The following is a 24,203-nucleotide window of genomic DNA, read 5'->3' as shown; positions in this document are numbered from 1 at the left end:
CTCACCTCCCGCGAAGGGCCGAAGGGAATCCGACCACGGAACGAGACAACCTTGCCCCCCTCCACGCCGCACGGCCTCCCCTCGTCCCGAACCGGTTCGCCCGGAGCCGGCGGCTCCGGCCTCCCCTCCTCGACCGCGTGTCCTGCTCGAATTCCGCGATCGTTCCCCATCATCCCGGCGCGGAACGAACCCATTCCGGGCCCCGTCCCGGAAGGGGCCTCCGAACGGAATCCCATGTTAAGCAAGAAGTTACAGCATGGAACTGGAGCCTCATCCTCGGGCGCTCCGGAGCGCACCGAGCGCGTGCCGTCCCGAATCGGCCCCGCACCGACCGGCGTCGGGAAGCGACCGAGGGGTCGGTGGCGACGAGGACGAGCGACCTCGATCCTCATCCCGGTGCTCCCGGCGCCGAACGAACCCATTCCAGGCCGTCCCCCCGGCGGCCTCATCCGACACAAGCCGCACAGGGCCAACCACTTACGCTATCACTCCCAGCACGCTCCGGGGAGCGCACCACCGCGCACCGATCGGTGTTCCCCACGCTCCCGGACGGTGTTGCGAGGAGGGCCGCCTGGTCCCGGTGTCCGAGGGGGAACGGCCTCGCACGGCCCCGGGGCGGGACGGGGCTTCCGCGACCGAGCCCGACGCGGTCCGGGGCCCCCGGACGGACCCGTCGGGACGCCTCCCCCCGGTCGATCCGGTCAGCCGATCCGGCCGGTGATGTAGGCCTCGGTCCTTGGGTCCTTGGGGGTGGTGAAGAGGACGTCGGTAGGGCTGAACTCGGCGAGGACGCCGGGGCGGTGGCCGTTCCCCCGGGCCTCGTCGAGCATCAGGCAGGCGGTCATGTCGCTGACCCGACGGGCCTGCTGCATGTTGTGGGTGACGATGACGATGGTGTACTCGGCCTTAAGGTCCTCCATCAGGTCCTCGACCCGGGCGGTGGAGATGGGGTCGAGGGCCGAGCAGGGCTCGTCCATGAGGATGACCTCGGGCTCGACGGCCAGCGTTCGGGCGATGCAGAGCCGCTGCTGCTGGCCTCCGGAGAGGTCCAGGCCGGAGCGGTTGAGCTTGTCCTTCACCTCGTCCCAGAGGGCGGCTCGGCGGAGGGAGCGCTCGACCAGCTCGTCCAGGTCTCCAGTGTAGCCGTTGATCCGGGCCCCCCAGGCGACGTTGTGGTAGACGGTCTTCGGGAAGGGGTTGGGCTTCTGGAAGACCATGCCGACGCGGCGGCGGAGGGTGACGGGGTCGACCTCGGGCCCGGCGACCGGATCGCCGTCGAAGCCCAGCTGCCCCTCCATGCGGAAGCCGGGGATCAGATCGTTCATCCGGTTGAAGCAGCGCAGCAGCGTGCTCTTGCCGCAGCCCGAGGGGCCGATCAGCGCGGTGATCCGGTTCCGGGGGATGGCGATGGAAACGCCCCGCAGGGCCTGGGTCGAACCGTACCAGACCGAGAGGTCTCGGGCGACGAGGACGGCATCGGCGCCGGGCGCCGGGGGAGCCGCCGGGGAGGGATTCCGGGAGACGATCGGCTGCTGGTCGAGGCTCATCACGACTCGGCTCCCCCCTGGTCGGTGGGTTGGGCGACTTCGGAGTCGGGTCCGGACGCGCCGGGCCCCGGGACGACGACGGCGGAGGCGAGGCCCGTGCGAGAGCGGCCGGCCCGGCGGCCCGACCAACCGAGGCGGCCAAGCTGAGCGATCGCCCGGCTGGCGGCCCGCTGGCCGGTCGGGGTCCGGAGGAAGATCGCCACCGCGTTCATCGACAGCAGGATCCCCAGCAGGATCAGGATTCCCCCGGCGGCGACCGAGCGGAACTCCTCCCGAGGGAGGGTGGCGAAGTTGTAGATCTCCACCGGCAGGGCGGTGTAGTAATCGGACGGGCCGCTCGGCGGGAAGAGGATCGAGTTGGCGGCGCCGACCATCAGCAATGGCGCCGTCTCGCCGATGGCCCGGGACAGCGCCAGGATCGTTCCCGTGAGGATTCCCGGCAGGGCCGAGGGCAGGACGTGGTCCCGAATGACCTGCCAGCGGGTCGCCCCCAGGGCCAGCGCGGCCTGCCGCAGCGACGGCGGCACGGCCCGAAGCGCCTCCTGGGTGGCGATGACCACGATCGGCAGGACCAGCAGGCTGAGCGTCAGCGCCCCGGCCCAGAGCATCTTCCCCAGCGCCAGCGCCTGGAACCCGAACGCCCGGCTGAAGACCACCAGGCCAAGGATGCCGTAGACGATCGACGGCACGCCGGCGAGGTTGGCGATGTTCGTCTGGATCGCCCGGCGCAGCCGGCCCGCAGGAGCGTACTCCTCCAGGTACAAGCCCGCCCCGACCCCGACCGGTATGGCGATCAGCGCCACCAGCAGCAGCAGCCACAGGCTGCCGATGATCCCGGCCTTGAACCCGGCGAGCTCCGGATTGGGGCTGTTGGTCGAGGAGGCGATCCGGGAGAGGAAGGCGGCCAGCTCCCGAAGCTGCTCCCCGACGGCGAACCACGGCGGGTTCGGCGGCAGGGCCAGCGCCTTGACCAGCACCGCGCCGAGAAGCACCACGAGCACGACCACACCGCTGAGCGTCGCCGCCAGGCAAAGCCCGGCGAAGCCGGCGCCCAGCGCCCGGCGCAGTCCCCGGCGAGGCCGGTACAGGGCGTCGCTGGCCCGGCTCACTCGTATTCCTCCCGGAAGTGCTTGAGGATGATCCCCGAGACGATGTTCATCGCCAGGGTGATGGCGAACAGCGCCATGCCGACGGCGTAGAGCGACAGGTGCTCGGCCGAGCCGACCGCCGCCTCTCCCTTCATCACGTTGACGATGTAGGCGGTCATCGTCTCGACCGACCGCAGCGGGTTGAGCACGATCTGAGGCTTCACTCCCGCGGCCAGGAGCACCGCCATCGTCTCCCCCACCGCCCGGCTGATCGCCAGGAGGAACGAGGCCAGCACCCCCGACAGCCCCGCCGGCAGGACGACCCTCGTGGCGACCTCGAACTTCGTCGCCCCCAGGCCGTAGGCCGCCTCCCGAAGCCCCCGGGGGACGGCCGAGAGCACGTCCTCCGACAGGGAGGAAACCATCGGGATGATCATCACCCCGACCACGATGCAGGCGCTCAGGGCGTTGTAGAACTCGACCCGGATCGCCGGCTCCAGCACCGCCTTGAGCACCGGGGTGACCAGCAGCAGGGCAAGGTAGCCGTAGACGATCGTCGGGATGCCGGCCAGCAGCTCCAGCGCCGGCTTGAGCACGGCGCGGAGCCCCCGGGGGGCGTACTCGCTCAGGAAGATGGCGCTGAGCAGCCCGATCGGCAGGGCGATCAGCGACGAGCCGAAGGCGATGACGAACGTCCCCCAGAGCAGCGGCAGGATGCCGTACCTCGGCGGATCGGCCTTGGGGTTGAGCGTCGCGCCGCCGAGGAACTCGAACAGGCCGATCCCGGCGACCCGGAAGAAGCGGACCGTCTCCAGCCCCAGCACGAAGACGATGCCAACGGTCGTCAGCACGGTGATCAAGGCGCAGACGAAGATCAGCGGGGGGACGACGAACTCCTGAGCCGACTGGAGCCGGGACCGGCCGGCCCAGGATCGCCTCGGGGGCGGCTCGGGGGAGATCGGCGTGGTCTGGGGAGACTGGGTCACGATCGACCTTGCCGGGAGGCGGCTCGGGAAGCGTCCGGGAGGGGCGTCCCGGCCGTCTCCCTCGACGGCCGGGGTGGGGATTGGCTCACTCGGCCTCGGCGGTGCGGCCGCCTTGGAGCCGCGCCAGCGCGGCGAGGTTCTCGGCCCGCTCCTCCTCGGTCGGAGCGACGTAGCCGGCCGTCTCGGCGAGCTCGGCGACATGCTCCAGGTAGTAGGTCACGAAGTCGGCGACCTCGGAGCGGGCCAGCGCGGCGTCCTTGACGTAGATGAACAGCGGGCGGGAGAGCGGAGCGTAGGAACCGTCGTAGATCGTCTCGATCGCGGGAGCGACCGGCTCGGCGTCGTCTCCGTTCTTGATCGGGACGGCTCGGAGCTTGTCCCGGTTGGCGGCGAAGTAGGCGAAGCCGAAGTAGCCGATGGCTCCCCGATCGCCGGCGATGCCGCTGATCAGGACGTTGTCATCGGCGCTGGGCTGGACGTCCTCGCGCTGGCCTTCGAGCTTCAGGGCGTCCTTGACGAAGAACTCGAAGGTGCCCGAGTCGTCATCGGGGGTATAGAGGGAGATCGGCTGGTCGGGCCACTCCGGGTTGAGATCCCTCCAGGAGGAGACCGTGCTGCCCGGCTTGAAGAGCTCGGTCAGCTGGGAGACGCTCAGGGCGTCGACGAAGGTGTTCTCCGGGTTGACGGCGACGGTGATGCCGTCGTGGCCGACGACGAAGCGCGTCCAGTCGAGGCCGTTGGCCCGGGCCTTCTCCTCCTCCTCGGGCTTGGCGGGGCGGGAGGCGTCAACGATGTCGACCTCGCCCGCGAGGTAACGGCCGAAGCCTCCTCCGGTGCCGTGGTAGTCGACAATGATGCGCGGGGTGCCCTCGACGGAGGCGGTGTACGCCTCCTGGGCGGCGAGGCTAATCGGGTAGACGGTGCTCGACCCGTCGATCACAACCGGGGACGGCCCGCCACAGCCGGCCAGTGCCAAGGAAGCCAGCAGGACCAGGGCAAAAGGGGAGAGGAAACGGAGCATGAGAGGGGATGGTTCCTGGGTCTGAGGGCGTCCGGCGGGCCCGGCCGACGACCGAGGGCCAACGACCGGGACCGACGTCCGATCGGGTGGGCGGCAGGGTCGATCCGAGGGGACACCGGCCCTATCCTAGAAGCCGATCGTACCTCAGATCGGTGAAATTCTTGTGAAGACCTGGGCCGACCCTTCCTCAGAGGATCCCGAAGGCGGCTCGGGAGGAGCGACGCCCTGGCTTGCCAAGCTCGGACGGCTGGGGATAATCGGGACGGGAGCCGGGGAGGCCCTCGGCCGGGGAGAATGATTCCCGACCTCAGGCCCGATCGCCCCGGCGACGGTGGCGATGGCGATGGCGAGACCGACGAGCAGGGAGGTGGTCGCGTGCGCGTCGAAGACCGATCGCCCGGCCGGGAGCCCACGGGATCGACCCCAAGGGCCCTGCTGCTGGTCGCCCTGATCGTCCTGGGGGCGGCGGCCGAGGGAGCCGGCCAGGGAACCGCGAACCGTCCGATCGGCGACGGGCCCGTCCCGGAGGGCCTGAACTTCGCCAACGGGCTGTTCCGCGCACGGCGATTCGACCTGGCCGTCCAGGAGTACGATCGGTTCCTGAACTCCGCCCCCGCCGACTCCCCCCACCGGGTCGAGGCGATCTTCGGCAAGGCGAACGCCCACCACTTCCTCCAGGAGTACGAGGAGGCCCGGACGGCGTTCGAGGAGTTCCTTCGGGTTGCCCCGGCCGACCACCCGAACGCCCCGACGGCGCTGTACCGGATCGGGGAGCTGGCGTATGTTCTCGGCGACCTGCCGGCGGCCCGGAGGGCGCTGGAGGCCTATACGAGCGGCCCTCCCGCCCACCGGTACCAGGATCTCGCCTGGCCCTACCTGGGCGACGTGAGGTTCCGGGAAGGGGACCTCGACGGGGCGAAAGCCGCCTATGAGCGGGCCCTGACCGCGTTCCCCGACGGCCGGCTCGCCGACCGTTCCCGGCTCAACCTGGCCCGGGTCCTGGCGCGGCTGGGGGACCGGGAGGGAGCCCTGGCCCGGTTCCGGGAGCTGATCGACCGGCCCGGGGCGGAGGGGAGGGACGAGGCGCTCGACCAGGTCGCCCGCATGGAGCTGGAGGCCGGGCGGTTCGATCGGGCGCTGGAGGCGTTCGAGGCCCTGGAGCGCGACGTGCCGCAGAGCGTCTACGCCCCCCGAGCCCGGCTGGGGAAGGCCGAGGCCCTGGCGGCGATGGGGAAGCCGGACGAGGCCGCCGCGGTGCTCTCGGCATTGCGGGACGACCCGTCCGCCGAACTGGGCGCCCGGGCGTCGTACCAACTGGGGATGCTGGAGCGGGATCGCGGCCGGGTCGCCGAGGCAAAGGCGATCTTCGACGAGGCGATCGACCGGTTCCCGGACACCTCGACCACCCCCGCCCTGCGCTACCGGGCCGCCGAGACCGTCGAACTGGCGGGGAATCCGGCGGAAGCCTTGGCTCGGTTCGAGCGGCTGGCGGAAGCGCATCCCAATCACTCCTGGGCCGACGACGCCCTGCTCCAGGCCGCCTCGATCGCCCTGGAGTCGGATCAGCCCGATCGGGCCGCCGAGCTGGCCCGCCGCGCCCGAGGACCGCAAGGAAACGGCCCGCTGGCGGCCCCCGCCCTGCTGATCGAGGCGAGGGCGGCCCTCGACCGGGGGCAGGCGGACGAGGCCGTCGGCCTGCTCCAGACCTTGCTCGACTCCTCCGCTCCGGACGCGGGGACCGCAGAGGCGGCTCGCTACTATCTCGGGCTCGCCCTGCGGGCCTCGGGGCGGCAGGAGGAGGCGATCGCGCAGCTCGAATCGCTGGCGGAGGCGGCGGGTTCCCGGTTCTCGGCCGACGCGCTCTACCTGGTCGGCCAGCACCGGTTCGACGAGGGCCGCTTCGACGAGGCGGCCGACGCGCTGGCCCGCTACCTCGACGCCCGGCCCGATGGCGACGTGGCCGATCACGCCCTGGCCCGGCTGGCGCTGGCGCTCGACGCCCAGGGGCGAGACGACGAGGCGGACGACGCCCTCGACCGGCTCTCGGAGGGCTTCCCCTCGAGCGTCGTGCTGGGGCCGACCCGGCTTCGGATCGCCGAGCAGGCGATGGCCGAGGAGCGTTGGGACCGGGCCGAATCCCTCTTCCGGGCCGTGGCCGAGGATGAGGACGCCGAGCCGGCGCTGCGGGCGAGGGCCTGGTCGGGCCTCGGCTGGTCGCTCCGGGGCAAGGGGAGGCTCGAGGAGGCGGCCGAGGCGTTCGCCCTTCTGATCGACCTGGCCCCCGACGACCCGATGGCCGAGGAGGCGGGGCTCGCCCGGGGCCAGGCGCTCCGGGAGCTGGGAAAGACCGACGAGGCGCTGGCCGCGTTCTCCTGGGTCGTGGAGCACGCCCCGGACTCCGGATCGGCCCCGAAGGCCGACCTGGAGCGGGCCCGCCTGCTGGTCGACGCCGGCCGTCCCGGGGAGGCGGCGGCGATCTATTCCCGCCTCGTCGATCGAGGGGCCGAGGGGACCGGAGCGCCGGTGGACCGGCTCCTGAGCGAGCTGGGCTGGGCCTGGATCGACTCGGCAGCGGAGAGCGAGGCCGATCGGGCCTTCTCCCGGCTGCTGGACGAGCACCCGGACTCCCCCTTCGCCGGAGACGCCCGGCTGAACCTGGCCGAGTCGGCATACCGCAGGGGAGAGCTGGACCGGGTTGTCGCGGTGCTCGGCCCGCTGGCGGCCGAGGGCGCCGAGGTGGACCCGAGGTTGCGGCAGGCGGCCCTGTACCGGATGGGGAGGACCCGGGCGGATCTCGGGGAGTGGGACGAGGCGGGATCGCTCTTCGACCGGCTGGTTTCGGAGTTCCCCGCGGGGCTCTACGTCCGGGAGGCGCGGTTCTGGGCCGCGGAAGTCGCCTTCCGATCGGGCAACGCCCAGGAGGCCGAGCAACGGTTCACCGCGCTGATCGAGGAATCGCCGGCCGACCAGGAGCCGGAGCCCTGGCTGGCGACGGCCCTCCTGAGGCGCATCCAGGCGCTGGTGCAACTGGAGCGCTGGAGCGATGTGCTCGCCCTGGCCGACGCCCTGAAGGCGGAGCGGCCCGACTTCCCCCAGATGGCCGAGCTCGACTACGCCCGGGGCCGAGCCCTGCAAGGCAAGGCCCCTCCCCAGTTCGACGAGGCGAGGAGGGCCTACCAGGCGGTCATCGACGCCCGCAAGGGGGGAGAGCTGGCGGCGATGGCGCAATTCATGAGGGGAGAGACGTATTTCCACGAGAAAAACTACGACGAGGCGATCCGGGAATTCCTCCGGGTCGTCTACCTTCCCTCCTACAATGACGCGAGGAAGTGGCAGGCGCTCTCCCTGCTGGAGGCGGGAAAAGCGTTTGAACAACTCGACCGCTGGGCCGACGCCGCCGATCTCTACGAAGAGTTGCGCTCCCAGTTCCCCGACGAGCCGGCCTCGGAGGAGGCGGCTCGGCGGCTCGCGGTCGCCCGGAGGCGGGCGTCCGACGGGGCGGTTGGCCCGGGATCGCCCCCCGGCCGTCGCGGATGAGGTCGGCGGTCGCGACGGGATCCGGCCCGGCCGGATCGATCACGGCTCCCCTGCGAAAAGGACGTTCGCCATGCCTCGATCCTCATTCGGATTCGCTCGCCTCCCGGGGCCGGCCCGAGGGCTCCGGCCGGCGGTCGTCGTGCTGGTGCTGGTCGCCTCGAGCGTCGGGGCGGACCGCCCGTCGAACTGGGAGCGGGCCACGGGCGTCGTCTCCGAGCAGGCCCAGGTCCTCTCTCGGGCCGCCTCCGACTGGTACCGCCGCACTCCCCCGGCCGACCGTGTCACCTGGGGGGGACTGGCGGCCTGCGCCCTGCTGGGGCTGAGCGTGCTGGCCGAGCGATCGAGGCGGCTGAGGCACGGCGAGGCGCTGCCTCCCCGGTTCGTGGACCGCTTCCTGGACCGCGTGCGAGACGGTCAGCTCGACCGGACCAAGGGGATCGACCTGTGCGAGTCGCACCCGAGCCCCGCCTCCCGGGTCGCGCTGGCGGCCCTGAGACGCTGGGGAAGGCCGGCGAGCGACCTGGACCGAGCGGTCGCCCTGGCGAAGCAGGTCGAGGTGGACCGGATGCGGCGGAACGTGGGGACGCTGCGCCGGATCGCGGCGCTGGCGCCGCTGATCGGGCTGCTCGGGACCCTGCTGGCCGCCGGCCGGGCGCTGTCGGCGTTGGGAGAGACGGCGGGGGCGACCGCCTGGGGACCGGCGCTGGCCGGGGCGCTGGCGCCGTTGACGGCGGGGGTCGCGGTGGCGATCCTGGCACTGGTGGCCTATGACGGGTTGATGGGCCGGGTCGAGGCGATTTCCGGGGCCCTGGACCGGCTCGGGGCCGAGACGGCCGAGGCGATCGCCCAGCTCTCCGCCGCTCCGGCCGGGCGATCCCCCGGAGGAATTGGCCGGGCCGCCGCTCCCAGGCCCCATTTCGACCGGGGAGGGTCCCCCTCCTCTCGGCCCGCCGGGCCGATCCGGGTCGAGATCCCAGATGCCCTGAGGGACTTCTGACTCGGATCGACCGGCCGGAGTCGGGGCCCGGCAGTGACCTCCGGGCCCCCTCCCCGACGACCCGCCAACCAACCGCACCGGACGGATGGACACCAGTCGAGGATCGGCCGAGCGTCGCCCCGGGCTCCCCCCGGATCGGGACCCCAGCCGGGGGGGCGGAGCGGCGAGAACGGCCCGGAGGCGCGATGACCGGCCTGAACCTGGAACCGTTCCTCCGGCTGCTCCGGGCCGACGTGGGGGCCTGGGCGTCCCTCGGGGCGATCGCCTTCCTGCTGGCCCTGGCGGTCTGGACCGGGTGGGGATCGCGTCGCGTCCTGCGCAAGGGCCTGGTGCTCTCGGTGCTGGCGCACGTCGGTCTGGTCCTCTTCGGGGGAGAGGACCTGGCCCGATGGATGTCGCCGGGGCTCCCGGGGGGGATGACCGCCCCGGACGAGGGGATTCGATCGATCCGGCTTTCCTCGGTCGGGTCCCTCGGCGGCGTCGAGGCCGGACAGCCCCTCGGGGGCCTTGGGAGCGGCAGGGGGGCGGCGGCCGACCTCGACCTGGCCGGGCTCGACCTCCCGGCGCCGGCCGACCCGATCCTGCGGGCCAGCCGCCCGGCGCCGGTCGAGGGCCCGGAGGCCGGGCCGACCGTTCCGATCCGGCCCGACTCCCCGGCACTCGCCGAGGCGGCTCCGAGCCCGATGCCGGAGGTGCCGGGCCTGGCCGAGGAGCGTCCCCCGCAACTCGTGCCCGAGGCCGACCCGGTCTCGGAGGTCGTCCCCGCCGAGGTCGATCTGTCGGAGGTTGCGGCGCCGGCCCCGGCCGAACGCGCCCCGGAGGGGGTTGCGCCTCCGCCGCTCCCTGAGCCCGACCGCCTGGCCTCCCGTCCCCCCGGCCAGCGATCGGGGAGAGAGGACGAGACATCCCCCCGGGTCGGTCCGGCCGAGCCCCTGCCCCGGCTGGACGAGCCCGAGCCTCCTGCTCTGACAGTGCCCGATCCCCCGAGATTCCGGCCCGAGGCGGAGCCCGATCGCCGCTTCGCCAGCGGCGGCCCGGAGCCGACGGTCGGGAGGCCAAGGACCGAACCGATCGCCCCGGACTCGGACGCCGTGCCCGCCCCGAGGGGGCTCGAGCAGAGGAACGAGCCTCCTCCGCTCGGCCTGCCGGAGGCCGACCTGCGCGCGATGGCCCGCCCGAGGGCGCGGCCGGAGCCGGGACCGGCGTCGGAAACCGAAGCCGGGAGGGCCTCCCCGGGATTGGTGCCGGAGCTCGATCGGGTCGTCCCGGGGGCGGTGCCCGACCGGCCGGGGCTCGAGGGGCCTGGCGGCGGTCGCGCGCTGCTGGAGGTGCCGGAGGTCTACCGATCGAGGCTCGACCCGAACCGATCGGACCTGGCCCGGAGGGCCGGCGCCAGCTCGGCCAGCGAGGAGGCCGTGGAGCGGGCCCTCGACTGGCTCGCCCGCCATCAGGACGAGGACGGCCGATGGGACGCCGGCACGGCCCGCTACCGGGACGGCTCGGCCGCCCCAGGGGAGGACAGCTTCACCACGCACTGCCCCCCGGGGGACATCTGCCCCGGGGAATGCTACTACTGGGAGGCCGACACGGCGCTGACCGGCCTGGCGCTGCTGGCGTTCCTCGGGTCGGGCTACACGCAGACCGAGGGGAAGTACGCCCCGGTGGTCGGCCGGGGGATCGACTTCCTCGTCCGGTCCCAGAAGCCCGACGGCGACCTGAGGGGCACGAGCAAGGCCGTGGGGATGTACTGCCACACGATGGCGGCCCTGGCGCTGTCGGAAGCGTACGCGATGAGCGGCGACCCCGAGCTGCGGGGGCCGGTTGAGCGGGCGGTCGCCTTTCTCGAGGAAGCGCAGTACCCCGGCCGGATGGGCTGGCGCTACGCCCCGGGAGGAGAGATCGCCCAATTGCCCGCCGAGGACGGCCGGGGGCTGGTGTACGCGCCGCACCCTCCGGTCGGAGATACGAGCGTCCTGGGCTGGGTGGTGATGGTGCTCAAGTCGGCCTCGGAGGTGGGCGTGCCGGTCTCTCCGGCGAGCCTCCGATCGGCCCGGGACTGGCTGTCCCGAGTCGCCGACGGCCATTCCGGGGGCCTGGCCCGCTATCAACCCACCCGGCCCCCCGACCCGGTGATGACCGCCGAGGCCTGGGCCTGCCGCCAGTTCCTCGGCCTGGGAGGTCCCGGCCCGGCCAGCTCGGAGGCGGCCGCCGAGCTGCTCGGCAACTTGCCCACGGCCAAATCCTATAATAGTTACTTCTGGTATTATGCCACGCTGGCGATGTATCAGCACGGCGGCCCGTCCTGGGAGCGCTGGAATGCGTCGATCCGAGACACCCTCGTCGGCCTCCAGCGCCGGGATGGCCACCGCTCCGGGAGCTGGGACCCCGACCCGACCCGATACGGCACGCACGGCGGCCGGGTGTATGCGACCGCTCTGGCGACGCTAACCCTGGAAGTGTATTACCGCTACCTCCGCCTCTACGCCCCCGAGGGGGGCGCGGTCGGGATCGCGGACCCGCTCCGGCCGGGGGGAGGCGTGGAGCGGGCGGGGGCGGACGCGGTTCGTTGAGAGGGAGGGATCGGATCGGGCGAAGGGTGGAGGGTGAGGGGAGCCGGGAGAGCAGAACGCGAAGAGGGGAAGAGGGGAGAGCGGAACGCGAAGAGGAGAAGAGGGGAGAGCAGAACGCGAAGAGGGGAGAAGGGAGAGCGGAACGCGAAGAGGGGGAGACAGGCGAGCAGAAAGCAAAACCAAAGAGAGGGGAGAGCAGAACGCGAAGAGGGGAAGAGGGGAGTGCAGAACGCGAAGAGGGGAAGAGGGGAGAGCAGAACGCGAAGGGGGAGGAGGGATCGCAGAACGCGAAGAGGGGAAGAGGGGAGAGCAGAACGCGAAGAGGGGAGCCGGGAGAGCGGAACGCGAAGAGGGGAAGAGGGGAGAGCGGAACGCGAAGAGGGGAAGACAGGCGAGCAGAAAGCAAAACCAAAAAGAGGGGAGAGCGGAAGAGGGAAGGGGGCGGTCGGATCGAAGATCGGGGGGCTCCCCCGGTGTCGGTTCGGCGCGGGTCCGTTACAATTGTCGTCGCCTGGGCGAGCCGCCGAGATCCGGGAGGGTCCGGGAGGGGGCGCCTCGGGGCCGGACGGGGGGGAGGATGCCTTGGACCGCCTGCTCTCGATGCCGATGTGCTGGGCCCAGACGGCTCCGGACCAGTCACGGTTTCCGCTGCTGGCCCTCCGGCGCTGGTTCTGGGGGCAGACCCTGTCGTCTCCCCGGGCCGAGCCGGGCTCCGAAGGGCTGGTGGCCTGGGTGCTCGGCCTGCTCGTGCTGCTGGCCGTCGCGATGGCGGCCCAGGGGCCGGGGAAGGCGCTCCGGCAACTGTTCGACCTGCCGGGGCACGTGCGGCTGATCGGGGAGGCGACGGCTCGGCTCCGGACGTCGGCCCGGCTGGTGATGATCCTGCTGGGGGTGGCGGTGCTGTCGTGGACCAGCGCCCTGGTGGCGCGGTACAACCGGCCGGAGGGCCTGGCCGATCTGGCGCTGCTGACCGGAAGCCGGTCGGCCGTGGAACTGGCGATCGAGCAGGCGGGCCTCGCCGCGTTGACCCCGCTGCGCGACCTGTTCAGCCTGGCCGACCTGATCGTCTTGCTGGGCGTGGGGGCGTTCGTGTCGTTCAAGTTCGCGGCCGACCGCTGGGGAGATCCCGAGGCGGAGCCGATGGGCAAGCCGCTGCCGCTCTGGGGGACCGTCGCCTGGGTGAGTGCGGCCCTGTACGGGCTCTACCGGCTGGCGCAGATGATGGCGACCGGGGGAGACCTGCCGATCGGGGGGGGCCTGTTGGTGGAGCCCCTGGTGGTGCCGGCCCTGATGCTGGTGGCCGACGGGCTGCTGGCGTCCTGGGTGCTGGTCGAGCTGGCTCGGGCCGAGCGGTCGAGCGATGTTGAGCCGTTCCGGACGGCGGCCGTGCTGTCGGTGCTGCCGGCGGCGGCGCTGGCGTGCCTGCTGGTGTTGCCGGCTCGCTACGCGGCGGTCGCGGCCTACCTCAGCCTGCCCTACGTGCCGGTGGAAGTCGCCCGGGCGGCGATCGGGCCGGTGCTCGGGGGCTGGGGCCTGGTGTCCTTGCAGGGGGCGGCCGTGGTGACGGCGGGCCTGGCGGGAGCGGTCCCGTGGTGCAGGGGAGGACCGGGCTCGGCGCTTCGGGGCTTCGGTCGACTGCTTCGGGCCGAGGGGGGGCACCTGGTGGCGGCGTTGGCCGTCGGGGGAATCGCGGCCGGCTTCCCGGCCGGTCTGGCCTACCTCGTGATGCTGTCGCTGCCGGCGCAGCCCTGGGTGCTGCCGGCGGCCGAGAGCTATGCCCATTACGCCACGATCATGGTGGGGCTCGGGCTGCTGGCGGCGCTGGTGGAGCTGGGGGGCCGATCGGTGCTCCCGGCCAGGCAGGGGGAGCGCGAAGCGGTGGCGGAGGCGGCCGGGGCCGCAAGCTGACGTCCCCGGAGAGGCGCGCCGGGGCGGGTCGACCTCGCCGTTCCGCTTGACATGAACCCGCCCCGGTGTGAGGATAGTCATAGTCGATCAGGCCCGGAGAACGCATGCGAGCGGCGGATCAGGATACCGCCCTCGCGGCCTGGAAGCGCCCGCCACCGTGGCCAGCCTACTGCATCGTCCTCGCTCGTCGACCGCGTCCCGGGCCGGGCCCATCCCCACGACACGTTGACAATTCGGCACTCGCCTCATTCCGAGGTTCATCGCCCCCTGCGCGGGCGACGGCCGCCGGCCGAGGGAGCGGGCACGCCGCGCCGTCCCCTCCCGTTGCGTCCGCGCGCCGTCGCGACCGACCCACGCGCCCGCCGTCGCGTCCGGAGGCACCGAGCAGTCAGGAGGGACACCGCATGTCGGCCGGATCGGACTTGATCGCCAAGCTCGCCCGCCGCCAGAACCTGGCGGACTACCAGAAGAAGCACTGGACCGGGACCTTCACCGAGTATCTCGACATCGTCTCCCGAGACCCCAAGGTCACGCGGAACGCGTACCAGCGGGTCTATGACATGATTCTCAGCTTCGGCACCGAAGAGATCGTCGTCCACAAGGAGAAGCTCGTCCGCTACAAGTTCTTCGACGACCCGATCGACGACGGGCACGACGCGATCTTCGGCCTGGAGAAGCCGTTGATGAATCTGGTCAACGTGCTCAAGAGCGCCGCGTTGGGCTACGGCACCGAGCGTCGCGTGCTGTTGCTGCACGGGCCGGTCGGCAGCTCCAAGAGCACGATCGCCCGGCTCTTGAAGAAGGGGCTGGAGTACTACTCCCAGACGGACGAGGGAGCGCTGTACACCTTCGACTGGAAGGAAGAGGGCCCGGAGGGCGAGACGCACTGGGTCCCCTGCCCGATGCACGAGGAGCCGCTCCGGCTGGTGCCCCAGGAGCACCGGGCCGATCTGCTGGCGGAGCTGAACGAGGGGCGAGGGCCGGACGACTTCCAGGTGAAGATCGTCGGGGATCTCGACCCTTACTGCCGCCAGATGTTCAAGGAGCGCCTGGAGCTGCATGGCGGCGACTGGGCCCGGGTGCTGGAGGACGTCCGCGTCCGTCGCGTCATCCTCTCGGAGCAGGACCGCATCGGCATCGGCACCTTCCAGCCCAAGGACGAGAAGAACCAGGACGCCACCGAGCTGACCGGGGATATCAACTACCGGAAGATCGCCGAGTACGGCTCGGACTCGGATCCGCGCGCGTTCAACTTCGACGGCGAGTTCAACATCGCCAACCGCGGCATCATCGAGTTCATCGAGGTGCTCAAGCTGGACGTGGCCTTCCTGTACGACCTGCTCGGGGCCAGCCAGGAGCACAAGATCAAGCCGAAGAAGTTCGCGCAGACGGACATCGACGAGGTGATCATCGGCCACACCAACGAGCCGGAATACCGCAAGCTCCAGTCCAACGAGTTCATGGAGGCGCTGCGCGACCGGACGGTGAAGATCGACGTGCCGTACGTCACCAAGCTGTCGGACGAGATCAAAATCTACGAGAAGGATTACAACAGCCGGCGCGTCACGGGGAAGCGGATCGCACCGCATACGCTGGAAGTGGCCGCGATGTGGGCCGTCCTCACCCGGCTGGAGGAACCCAAGAACGCCGGCCTGACGCTCATGCAAAAACTGAAGCTCTACAACGGCAAGACGCTGCCGGGCTTCACCGAGGACAACATCAAGGAGCTGAAGGAGGAGGCCGAGCGCGAGGGAATGCACGGCATCAGCCCGCGCTACGTGCAGGACAAGATCTCCAACGCCCTGGTCGCGCACGCCGAGGAACGCTCCGTCAATCCGTTCATGGTGCTCAACGAGCTGGAAGCCGGGCTGAAGCACCACTCCCTGATCAACAACGACGAGGTGCGCAAACACTACAAGCATCTGCTCGCGGTGGTGAAGGAAGAGTACGAGGACATCGTCAAGAACGAGGTCCAGCGCGCCATCGCCGCCGACGACGAGGCCCTGACGCGGCTCTGCGGCAACTACATCGACAACGTGAAGGCCTACACCCAGCGGGAGAAGGTCAAGAACAAGTACACCGGCCAGCCCGAGGAACCCGACGAGCGGCTGATGCGGTCGATCGAGGAGAAGATCGACATCCCGGAGAGCCGCAAAGACGACTTCCGCCGGGAGATCATGAACTACATCGGCGCGCTGGCCATCGACGGCAAGAAGTTCGACTACCGCACCAACGAGCGGCTGCAAAAGGCCCTGGAGCTGAAGCTCTTCCAGGACCAGAAGGACACGATCAAGCTGACGAGCCTCGTCTCCAGCGTGGTCGACCAGGACACGCAGGAGAAGATCGACATCGTCAAGGGCCGGCTGATCCGCGACTACGGCTACGACGAGGACTCGGCGACCGACGTGCTGAACTACGTCGCCAGCATCTTCGCCCGGGGCGACGTGAAGCGCGGGGGGGGCTAACCCGCTCGGGGAGTCGGGGAGGGTCCCCCGGCCCCTCCCATCGGGGATCGGACGCGGTTCCCCCGTTCTTTCGAATCGAGCAGGCAGGGCGGGCCGGCCCGACGCGGGCGGCTCCCTCCGCGCCGACGGGCGTCGCCGCGCCCGGGCCGGCCCGCCCGATCTCCCAGCGTGGGGAGGGGCGAGGGCCTTGGTGCGAAAAATCGAGCGGGACCAGAACCGCTTCCGGCAAATCGTCCGCGGCAAGATCAAGGCGGACCTGAAGAAGTACATCACCCACGGCGAGATGATCGGCAAAACCGGCGGGGAGCTGGTCTCGATCCCGATGCCGTCGATCGACCTGCCCGAGTTCCGCTACGGAACCAAGGGCTCCGGCGGCGTCGGCCAGGGCCCCGGCGACATCGGCCAGCCGATCGGCCGCTCCGGGGACGGCGAGGAAGGGACCGGCCAGGCCGGCGACCGTCCCGGGCAGCACATCCTCGAGGTCGAGCTCACCATGGACGAGCTCGCCCAGATCCTCGGCGAGGAACTGGAGCTGCCCCGCATCCAGCCCAAGGGGCAAGCCAACATCATCGAGGAGAAAGACAAATATACCGGCATCCGCCAGGCCGGCCCCGAAAGCCTCCGCCACTTCAAGCGGACTTACAAGAAGGCCCTGAAGCGTCAGATCGCTTCGAACACCTACAACCCGGACGACCCCGTGGTCATCCCGGTCCGCGAGGACAAGCTCTACCGCTCCTGGAGCCCCATCTACCTGCCGCAGACCAACGCCGTCGTCTTCTACCTGATGGACGTCTCCGGCAGCATGACCGACGACCAGAAGGAGATCGTCCGGATCGAAGCCTTCTGGATCGACACATGGCTCCGCAGCCAGTACGACGGTGTCACCACCCGCTACATCATCCACGACGCCGCCGCCAAGGAGGTCGACGAGCACACCTTCTACCACACCCGGGAAAGCGGCGGCACCCGAATCAGCTCCGCCTACCGCCTGGCGCACAAGATCATCGACGCCGAGCATCCGCCCGCCGACTGGAACATCTACGTCCTCCACTTCTCCGACGGCGACAACTGGGGAGAGGACAACCGCCACTGCGTCGAACTGCTCCGCAACGACCTGCTGCCCAAGTGCAACCTCTTCGGCTACGGCCAGGTCGAGAGTCCCTACGGCTCCGGCGAGTTCATCCGAGAGCTGGAGGACGCCTTCGAGGATGAGCCGAACCTGGCGCTGTCGGAGATCCGAGACAAAGAGGGAATCTACGACTCGATCAAGGAATTCCTCGGCCGAGGCCGCTGAGGCGGGACCGGCGAGCCCTGGAGCAATCGGAGCCAGCCGCGATGCCGACCGAACCCACCCGAGATCGGACGACGACGCCGGGGCCCTCGCCCGACCGGGTCCCGGTGCGCCAGCCCGAGCCGGGTCGCGACCGATCGGAGCGGACAAGCGGTGCCGCCAGCCGCCCGATCGCCTGGATCGTCGGCCTCCCGGCTAGGGGCGTCGAAGCCTGCTCCGAGCCTGCCGGCCAGGGCCACGCGGGCGAGCAGTCTCGGCGCCCGAGCGGATCTCGGGGGCCAGGACGTCCGAACCAAGCTCGATGGCGAGGAAGTCGGCCTGAGTCCCGAGGCCGACCGGTTCCCCGCAGTCATCAGATGCCTCGCGGCGACGGGCGGCCAAGCGATCTCGGCCGGCCGGTCGGCCGGAGGGACGGGCCCCCAGCGGAGGAGAGCCGATGAGCTTCGTCAGCACCCAGCACGACCTGCCGGCCGACCTGAGGGCCCTCCAGGCGGAGATCGAGGAGCACGCGCGCTCCTTCGGCCTGGATTTCTTCGACACCATCTTCGAGGTGCTCGACTACGACGAGCTCTCCGAGATCGCCGCCCTGGGGGGGTTTCCCACCCGGTATCCGCACTGGCGGTTCGGCATGGAGTACGAGCAGCTCTCCAAGGGGTACCGCTACGGGTTGCAGAAGATCTACGAGATGGTGATCAACACCGACCCGTGCTACGCCTACCTGCTGCGCTGCAACATGCCGGTCGACCAGAAGCTGGTGATGGCGCACGTTTACGGCCACAACGACTTCTTCAAGAACAATATCTGCTTCGCGCCGACGAATCGGAAGATGATGGATGAGATGGCCAACCACGGCAGCCGGATCCGCTCCTACATGGAGCGGTTCGGCGAGGAGACCGTGGAGGACTTCATCGACAGCTGCCTCTGCCTGGACAACCTGATCGACATCCACTCGCCGTTCATCAAGCGCCGGGACGCCCCCAACCGCTACGACTTCTCGACCGAGGGGGACGACGCCCCCCCGTCGGACAAGTTCCGCAGCAAGGACTACATGGACCGCTTCGTCAACCCGCCGGAGGCGCTCAAGGAGGCCGCCCGCCGGCGCGAGGAGGAGAAGGCCAAGGCCCGGAAGTTCCCGGAGTCCCCCGAGCGCGACGTGCTGCTCTTTTTGCTGGAGAACGCCCCGCTCAACTCCTGGCAGCTCGACGTGCTGGCGATCATCCGAGAGGAGGCGTACTACTTCGCCCCCCAGGGCCAGACGAAGATCATGAACGAGGGCTGGGCCTCGTACTGGCACTCGACGATGATGACCACCCGGCTGCTCGACGGCTCGGAGCTGGTCGACTACGCCGACCACCACTCCGGCACGATGGCCACCCAGCCCGGCCGGCTGAACCCGTACAAGCTGGGGATCGAGCTGTTCCGCGACATCGAGGAGCGCTGGAACAAGGGGCAGTTCGGCCCCGAATACGAGGCCTGCGACGACTACGAGACCCGGCGCACGTGGGACACCGGCGCCGGCCTGGGCCGCCAGAAAATCTTCGAGGTCCGCCGGATCCACAGCGACGTGACCTTCATCGACACCTTCCTCACCCCGGACTTTTGCCGCCGACATCAGCTCTTTAGCTTTCGGCACAACGACCAGGCCGAGCTGTACGAGATCGAGAGCCGGGAATTCAAGAAGATCAAGGAACGGCTGCTGTTTGGCCTGACCAACTTCGGCCGGCCGATCATCCGGGTCCGGGACGGGAACTACCGGAACCGAGGGGAGATGTACCTGGAGCAGGAATACTTCGGCGTTGACCTGAAGCTGGACTACGCGCAAGACACGCTCCGGCACCTGCATCGCCTCTGGACGAGGCCGGTCCACCTGGAGACCTGCGTCGAGGGGAGGCCGACGCTCCTGTCGTTCGACGGGTCCGACCACACGATCCGACCATTGGGAGGCCAGTCCCATGAGCCTGAGCACCGCGATCGCCGCCGCGCTTGACGCGTGGCCCGACCAGCCCGGCATCGTCTCGGCCCAGGACGGGCCGGACCGCCTCGAGCTGACCCTCTCCTCCAACGCCCCCGTCGGGGTGATGCTGGAACACCTCGACTTCGCCGTCTCCGACCCCTCCCGATCTCCCTGGACGATCGACGAGCTGCGCGGCTGGGCGGATCGGCTGGCGAAACACGTCACCTACCTGATGGAGCCCCTCGTGGTGCTCGAAGTCGACGCCCAGGGGGGGGAAGTGGAGCTTCGGAGCCAGTCCCCGACACCCAGGGGGCAACTCCGGTCGTACTACGAAGTCCGCCTGAACGTGGCCGGAACGCTCCGGCTGCATCGGGTCGCCTTCGACGCGACCGACCGGAAGCGACGGCCGACGCCGTTCCAGCTCAGCCGAGAGGTCCTGGAGCGTCTGGCCGACGACCTGGCCGACACCGCCCACGGCCGATGACGGGGGGATCCTCCGGATCGGCGACGGTGAAGAGGCTCCCGGTCGCCATCCGGGCGAGGCGGCGCGCCATCGCCCGGGACGACCGGGCCCGGCTTCTGGTATAGTGGGCCGATCAGATCGGGCCGAGGAGCCCGATCGCACGCCCCGACCACCGGAGGCCCCCCCCGCCGATGCTCCATCCCTGGCACGACGTGACCCCGGGCGAAGACCTGCCCATGGTCTTCAACGCCATCGTCGAGATCCCGACGGGGGCGAACATCAAGTACGAACTCGACAAGCGCACCGGCCTGCTCCGCATGGACCGGGTGCTTTACTCCGCCGTCTACTACCCGGCCAACTACGGCTTCATCCCCCAGACCTACGCCGAGGACGACGACCCGCTCGACGTGCTCGTGCTCTGCCAGGAACCCCTGGCGCCGATGACGCTGGTCACCGCCCGGGCCATCGGCCTGATGACGATGATCGACTCGGGCAAGAAGGACCACAAGATCCTCGCCGTCGCCTGCGGCGACCCGGAGTTCAACAGCTTCCGGGAGGCCGACGAATTGCCCCCGCACCGGCTCCAGATGCTCCGGCGGTTCTTCCAGGACTACAAATACCTGGAGGGCAAGGCGGTGGAGGTCGACGAGTTCCAGCCGTCGTCCTCGACGTCTCCGATCATCGAAGACGCGCTGCAACGTTATAGCCACTTGCGGCGAAAGGGGTTCCGATCGTGACCGTGACGCGGGCCATCGTCATCGGCGGCTCCGGCCAGATCGGCGGCTGGCTGCTCCGGCACCTGTGGGATCGGGGGCATGAGGCGGTCGGCACGTATGCCACCGTCCCCTACCCCGGGCTGCATCCGCTCCAGGCCTCGGACCGAGAGGCGGCCGCGCGATGGCTCCGGGACCAGCGGCCCGACGTGGTCTTCTACCCGGCCGGCTTCACCTTCGTCGACGGCTGCGAGCGCGACCCGGAGAAGGCGAGGGCCTCCAACCTCGAGGAGCCGCTGAACCTGGCCCGGGTCGCCGGCGACCTCGGTGCCCGGTTCGTCTACTTCTCGACCGATTACGTCTTTTCGGGCCGAGACGGCCCGGACGACGAGAACGCCCCCCCCGATCCTCCCAACGTCTACGGCCGAGCGAAGCTCGAGGCCGAGCGGGCGATCGCCGACCTGCTCGGCGACCGAGCGCTGATCGCCCGGACGAGCTGGGTCTACGGTCCCGAACGCCAGGGGAAGAACTTCGCCTACCAGGTGGTCCGCCGGCTCATCGGCGGAGAGCCGGTGATGGTCCCCTCCGACCAGGTGTCCAGCCCTAGCTACGGCCCCGACGTGGCGCTGGCCGCCGTCCGGCTCGTCGAGGACGGGCACTCCGGCCTGTTCCACGTTGCCGGGCCGGAGGTGATCAGCCGACTTGAGTTCGCCAGGGGGATCGCCGTCGGCTTCGGGCTCGACCCGTCCCCGATCGGATCGAAGCCGACGGCCGAACTGAGTCAGGGGGCCCCCCGCCCCTTGCGGGGAGGCCTGGCGACCTCGAAGCTCGCCCAGGCGCTGCCCGGCCTGATGCGTCCGCTGTCTTCGAGCCTCCAGGACTTCCTCCAACGGCTGGAGGCCGGAGAGGGCTGGAGCGACCCCCGGGTCCGGCCGTCGGGGCCCTGATCGGGGTCGGGAACGGTGCGACGTTCCTGCTCATCGAGGGAGCGGGCGAGTTCGCGACTCCTGGAGCGTGTCGGGACAAAGCTCGCCTATCGCCCCCGGGCGAGGCCGGCTAGGATGAACACCGGTCGGAGAGGATTGCATTGGGAGGCCCGGGGCAGGGAGGCTCGGATGACGCCCTACGACGTGTCGATGGTGGCGGTGATCATCGCCGGGATGATCTGGGGGGCGTGGCGGGGGATCACCTGGCAGCTGGCGAGCATCCTCTCGCTGGTGCTGGGGTATGCGGTCGCCGTGCCGATGTCGGCCCAGGTCGCGCCGTACTTCCCCGGGCAGCCGATCGTGGCGCGGAGCCTGGCGATGCTGGCGCTCTACGTTGCCGTGTCGGCGAGCGTCTTCGGGGTCGCCTGGGCGATCCGGACCACGCTGCGCAAGATGAGGTTCGAGGCGTATGACCGGCACCTGGGGATGATTCTCGGCGGGCTGGAGGGGGCGCTGCTGGGCGTCGTCGCGACGGTGTTCATCATCAGCCTCGCCCCGCAGAGCCGGACGCCGATTCTGACGAGCAAGGCCGGCACGGCGGTTGATCACGCCTTGAAGCTGGTGCAGCCGGCGCTGCCGGCGGAGATCCGTCGGATGCTCGAGCCGTTCTGGAAGGACCTGGAAGCCGGCCCCGATCCCGAAGGCGAGGCGGACCTTGGGCCGATCGCGGCGGAGTCGGGCGGCGGTCTGACCGAGGGGACCGAGCCGAAGGCCGACCCGGACCTGTTCCGGAGCGCCTTCGAGCGCGGCGGGGCGGAGGCCGGGAGGGCCATCGCGGATCAGTTGCAGGGCGGCTGGATCGGGCAATCGGGCGTCCGCGATGATCGAACTTCCCGTCGGTGACCGGCCGATCAACCTGACGCAGGTGCTCAAGCTCGCCGGCTGGGCCGACAACGGCGGCATGGCCAAGGCGATGATCGCCGACGGTCTGGTGCGGGTGAACGGCGAGGTCGAGCTTCGGAAGCGCCGGCAGATGGCCGCTGGCGACACGGTCCAGCTCGACATCGAGGATGGCCCCCCCGCGCTACGGCTGGTCTGATCCCGGGAGGCTTCCCCGAACCGGCCGGGCGCCGGGTTCGGGAGTCGCATCGATCGGAAGCCGTCCGAATTGATACAATCGCCCGGCCGGCAATCGCCGGTGAGAGGGCCAAGGTCGCCTCCCCGACGCTGGTCTGGCCGGAGCGTTCTGAACTCCTTCGCCGCGCCCGGGACGGAATCATGAAGCGGATCGGGATCCTGACCGCGGGGGGAGACACCCCCGCGCTAAACGCGACCATCGCCGGTGCCGTCGAGCGGGCCAATCAGCTCCGGATCGAGGTCATCGGCCTGATCAAGGGCTACAGCGGCCTGCTCAACCCCGAGGTGCCTCATGTGCATCTCAATCCTCTGTTTCAGAGCATCCCCGAGCTGGACGCGGCCCGGGGCGGGACGATTCTGGGCGCCTCGCGAGACTACGTCTCGGCCGACGATCGGGAGACGATCGAGCGGGTCGTCTCCCGGCTCAACCGCCTGGGGGTGGAGGGCCTGATCTGCATTGGCGGCGACGGCACGCTCAACGGCATGCAGGCGATCTGCGAGTCCCTGCCCACGGTGCTCGCCCCCAAGACGATCGACAACGACCTCGGCCTGAACTACGCCGACGAGCCCTCCGAATTCTCCCGGGTGCCGGACGAGCAGTCTCCCAAGGGGTACCGCTACACCAAGGCCGAGGAGCGGCGGTTCGAGCTGGAGGAGATGGTCAACTTCGCCACCCCCGGCTACGCGACCTCGGTCTTCGTCGCCGCCCAGAACGTCCAGCGGATCCGGACGACGGCGGAGAGCCACCGCCGGATCGCGGTCATCGAGGTGATGGGCCGGGATTGCGGCATGATCGCCCTGGGGACGGCCTTCGGCCAGCCGGACATGATCCTCGTGCCCGAGGTGCCGGTCGACCCGGAGGCCGTCGTGACCCGGGTCCTGGAGATCCTCGATTGTCAGAAGCACGCCGTGATCTGCGTCTCGGAGGGGATCAAGGACGCCCAGGGGCACAATTTCGGCGCCGTGAGAACGGTGAAGGATCCGGCCGGCAACATCCAGTACTCCGGGGCGGCGGAGGCGGTGAAGCAGATCCTCGTGGAGCAGATCGGCGACGCCTTCTTCACCCGAAAGCGGCGCAACGAGAGCGCCGACGCCGCGATCTTCTGCCGGAAGATCGGCCACACCCAGCGCGGCGGCCGACCGATCCGGTTCGACCGCTTCCAGGCCTCGCAACTGGGGGGCGAGGCGGTCGACCTGCTCGTCGAGGGTCGGCATAACTACGTGGCCACGCTTCAGTACCGCGACGGCGGGTTTGTGCACGAGGGGATCGACGCGAGCCGGCTCCGCGACCGCTGGGGAGTGATCCACGCCCGCCCCCTGTCTCGCAGCTTCTACGACGAGGCGAGGTTCCGCCCCTCGGCCAAGGGGGTGGCCTACCTGCAGGCGATCTTCTCCGACGCGCTGGGGTCGGAGGACCTGGAAGCCCAGCGGCCGATCTTCGATTCGGGGAACCTCATCCGCCCTTACGATTCGGTCAATTTCCACATCAGCAAGCGGATCCGGCGCCTCTGCCCCGACGCCGGCTGAGGCCGGGGGGTTGTCGAGCATGGTTCGATCGCCTACAGTCCCCCGACACCTTCTCGCCACGGAACGGGGGCTG

Annotated in this window: 17 protein-coding genes; 13 read left to right on the top strand and 4 right to left on the bottom strand. The window is 70.3% G+C overall.

The window, feature by feature from the left end; translation table 11 throughout:
- Positions 1-701: 701 nt before the first annotated feature.
- The 4 genes from pstB to TsocGM_RS00165 form a co-directional block, all read right to left on the bottom strand.
- Positions 702-1,547 (bottom strand): phosphate ABC transporter ATP-binding protein PstB, encoded by an 846-nt coding sequence (gene pstB, locus TsocGM_RS00180; RefSeq protein WP_126723301.1) that lies wholly within the window; start codon positions 1,545-1,547, stop codon positions 702-704.
- The gene (gene pstA / locus TsocGM_RS00175) at positions 1,547-2,656 is read right to left on the bottom strand and encodes a phosphate ABC transporter permease PstA (RefSeq protein ID WP_126723300.1); all 1,110 of its coding nucleotides are present in this window, start codon (positions 2,654-2,656) and stop codon (positions 1,547-1,549) included. Before pstA ends, pstB begins: the two co-directional genes overlap by 1 nt.
- Complete coding sequence (gene pstC, locus TsocGM_RS00170) at positions 2,653-3,621, bottom strand: phosphate ABC transporter permease subunit PstC (protein ID WP_233578110.1); 969 nt, start codon at positions 3,619-3,621, stop codon at positions 2,653-2,655. The genes pstA and pstC overlap by 4 nt, the downstream gene beginning before the upstream one ends.
- Before the next feature lie 85 nt (positions 3,622-3,706).
- Positions 3,707-4,642, bottom strand: coding sequence for a PstS family phosphate ABC transporter substrate-binding protein (locus tag TsocGM_RS00165; RefSeq protein ID WP_126723298.1), 936 nt, complete (start codon positions 4,640-4,642; stop codon positions 3,707-3,709).
- Between the two features lie 375 nt (positions 4,643-5,017).
- Here TsocGM_RS00165 and TsocGM_RS00160 point away from each other — a divergent pair, with 375 nt between their 5' ends.
- The 13 genes from TsocGM_RS00160 to TsocGM_RS00100 all read left to right on the top strand — a co-directional run bounded on the left by TsocGM_RS00160 (position 5,018) and on the right by TsocGM_RS00100 (position 24,130).
- Positions 5,018-8,179 carry a tetratricopeptide repeat protein gene (locus tag TsocGM_RS00160; RefSeq protein ID WP_158633311.1) on the top strand — a complete coding sequence of 1,054 codons (3,162 nt, stop codon included), beginning with the start codon at positions 5,018-5,020 and terminating at the stop codon, positions 8,177-8,179.
- 70 nt (positions 8,180-8,249) lie between these two features.
- Positions 8,250-9,176 carry a MotA/TolQ/ExbB proton channel family protein gene (locus TsocGM_RS00155; protein ID WP_126723296.1) on the top strand — a complete coding sequence of 309 codons (927 nt, stop codon included), beginning with the start codon at positions 8,250-8,252 and terminating at the stop codon, positions 9,174-9,176.
- 185 nt (positions 9,177-9,361) lie between these two features.
- On the top strand, positions 9,362-11,746 hold the full coding sequence (locus tag TsocGM_RS00150) for a prenyltransferase/squalene oxidase repeat-containing protein (RefSeq protein WP_126723295.1): 2,385 nt from the start codon (positions 9,362-9,364) through the stop codon (positions 11,744-11,746).
- A 582-nt stretch (positions 11,747-12,328) separates the two neighbouring features.
- Entirely contained in the window at positions 12,329-13,654 is a 1,326-nt protein-coding gene (locus TsocGM_RS00145) for a hypothetical protein (protein WP_126723294.1), read from the top strand.
- A gap of 404 nt (positions 13,655-14,058) precedes the next feature.
- On the top strand, positions 14,059-16,119 hold the full coding sequence (locus tag TsocGM_RS00140; protein ID WP_126723293.1) for a PrkA family serine protein kinase: 2,061 nt from the start codon (positions 14,059-14,061) through the stop codon (positions 16,117-16,119).
- 187 nt (positions 16,120-16,306) lie between these two features.
- Entirely contained in the window at positions 16,307-17,413 is a 1,107-nt protein-coding gene (locus tag TsocGM_RS00135; protein WP_126723291.1) for a DUF444 family protein, read from the top strand.
- A 433-nt stretch (positions 17,414-17,846) separates the two neighbouring features.
- Positions 17,847-19,397, top strand: a complete 1,551-nt coding sequence (locus TsocGM_RS00130; RefSeq protein WP_126723289.1) for a SpoVR family protein — start codon at positions 17,847-17,849, stop codon at positions 19,395-19,397.
- Positions 19,363-19,848 (top strand): hypothetical protein, encoded by a 486-nt coding sequence (locus TsocGM_RS00125; RefSeq protein WP_126723287.1) that lies wholly within the window; start codon positions 19,363-19,365, stop codon positions 19,846-19,848. Before TsocGM_RS00130 ends, TsocGM_RS00125 begins: the two co-directional genes overlap by 35 nt.
- 170 nt (positions 19,849-20,018) lie before the next feature.
- Positions 20,019-20,564: an inorganic diphosphatase gene (locus TsocGM_RS00120; RefSeq protein ID WP_126723285.1), complete on the top strand. Its 546-nt coding sequence runs from the start codon at positions 20,019-20,021 to the stop codon at positions 20,562-20,564.
- Positions 20,561-21,487: an SDR family oxidoreductase gene (locus TsocGM_RS00115; protein WP_233578107.1), complete on the top strand. Its 927-nt coding sequence runs from the start codon at positions 20,561-20,563 to the stop codon at positions 21,485-21,487. Before TsocGM_RS00120 ends, TsocGM_RS00115 begins: the two co-directional genes overlap by 4 nt.
- 168 nt (positions 21,488-21,655) lie before the next feature.
- The gene (locus TsocGM_RS00110) at positions 21,656-22,369 is read left to right on the top strand and encodes a CvpA family protein (protein WP_158633310.1); all 714 of its coding nucleotides are present in this window, start codon (positions 21,656-21,658) and stop codon (positions 22,367-22,369) included.
- Positions 22,347-22,565 carry an RNA-binding S4 domain-containing protein gene (locus TsocGM_RS00105; protein ID WP_126723280.1) on the top strand — a complete coding sequence of 73 codons (219 nt, stop codon included), beginning with the start codon at positions 22,347-22,349 and terminating at the stop codon, positions 22,563-22,565. Before TsocGM_RS00110 ends, TsocGM_RS00105 begins: the two co-directional genes overlap by 23 nt.
- 179 nt (positions 22,566-22,744) lie before the next feature.
- Positions 22,745-24,130 carry a 6-phosphofructokinase gene (locus TsocGM_RS00100; protein WP_126723278.1) on the top strand — a complete coding sequence of 462 codons (1,386 nt, stop codon included), beginning with the start codon at positions 22,745-22,747 and terminating at the stop codon, positions 24,128-24,130.
- Positions 24,131-24,203 lie beyond the last annotated feature (73 nt).

It is taken from the genome of Tautonia sociabilis (genome assembly GCF_003977685.1).
Taxonomy (GTDB): Bacteria; Planctomycetota; Planctomycetia; order Isosphaerales; family Isosphaeraceae; genus Tautonia; species Tautonia sociabilis.
The sequence above is the reverse complement of the archived record's forward strand: the minus strand, read 5'-3'. Positions and strand labels throughout refer to the sequence as shown.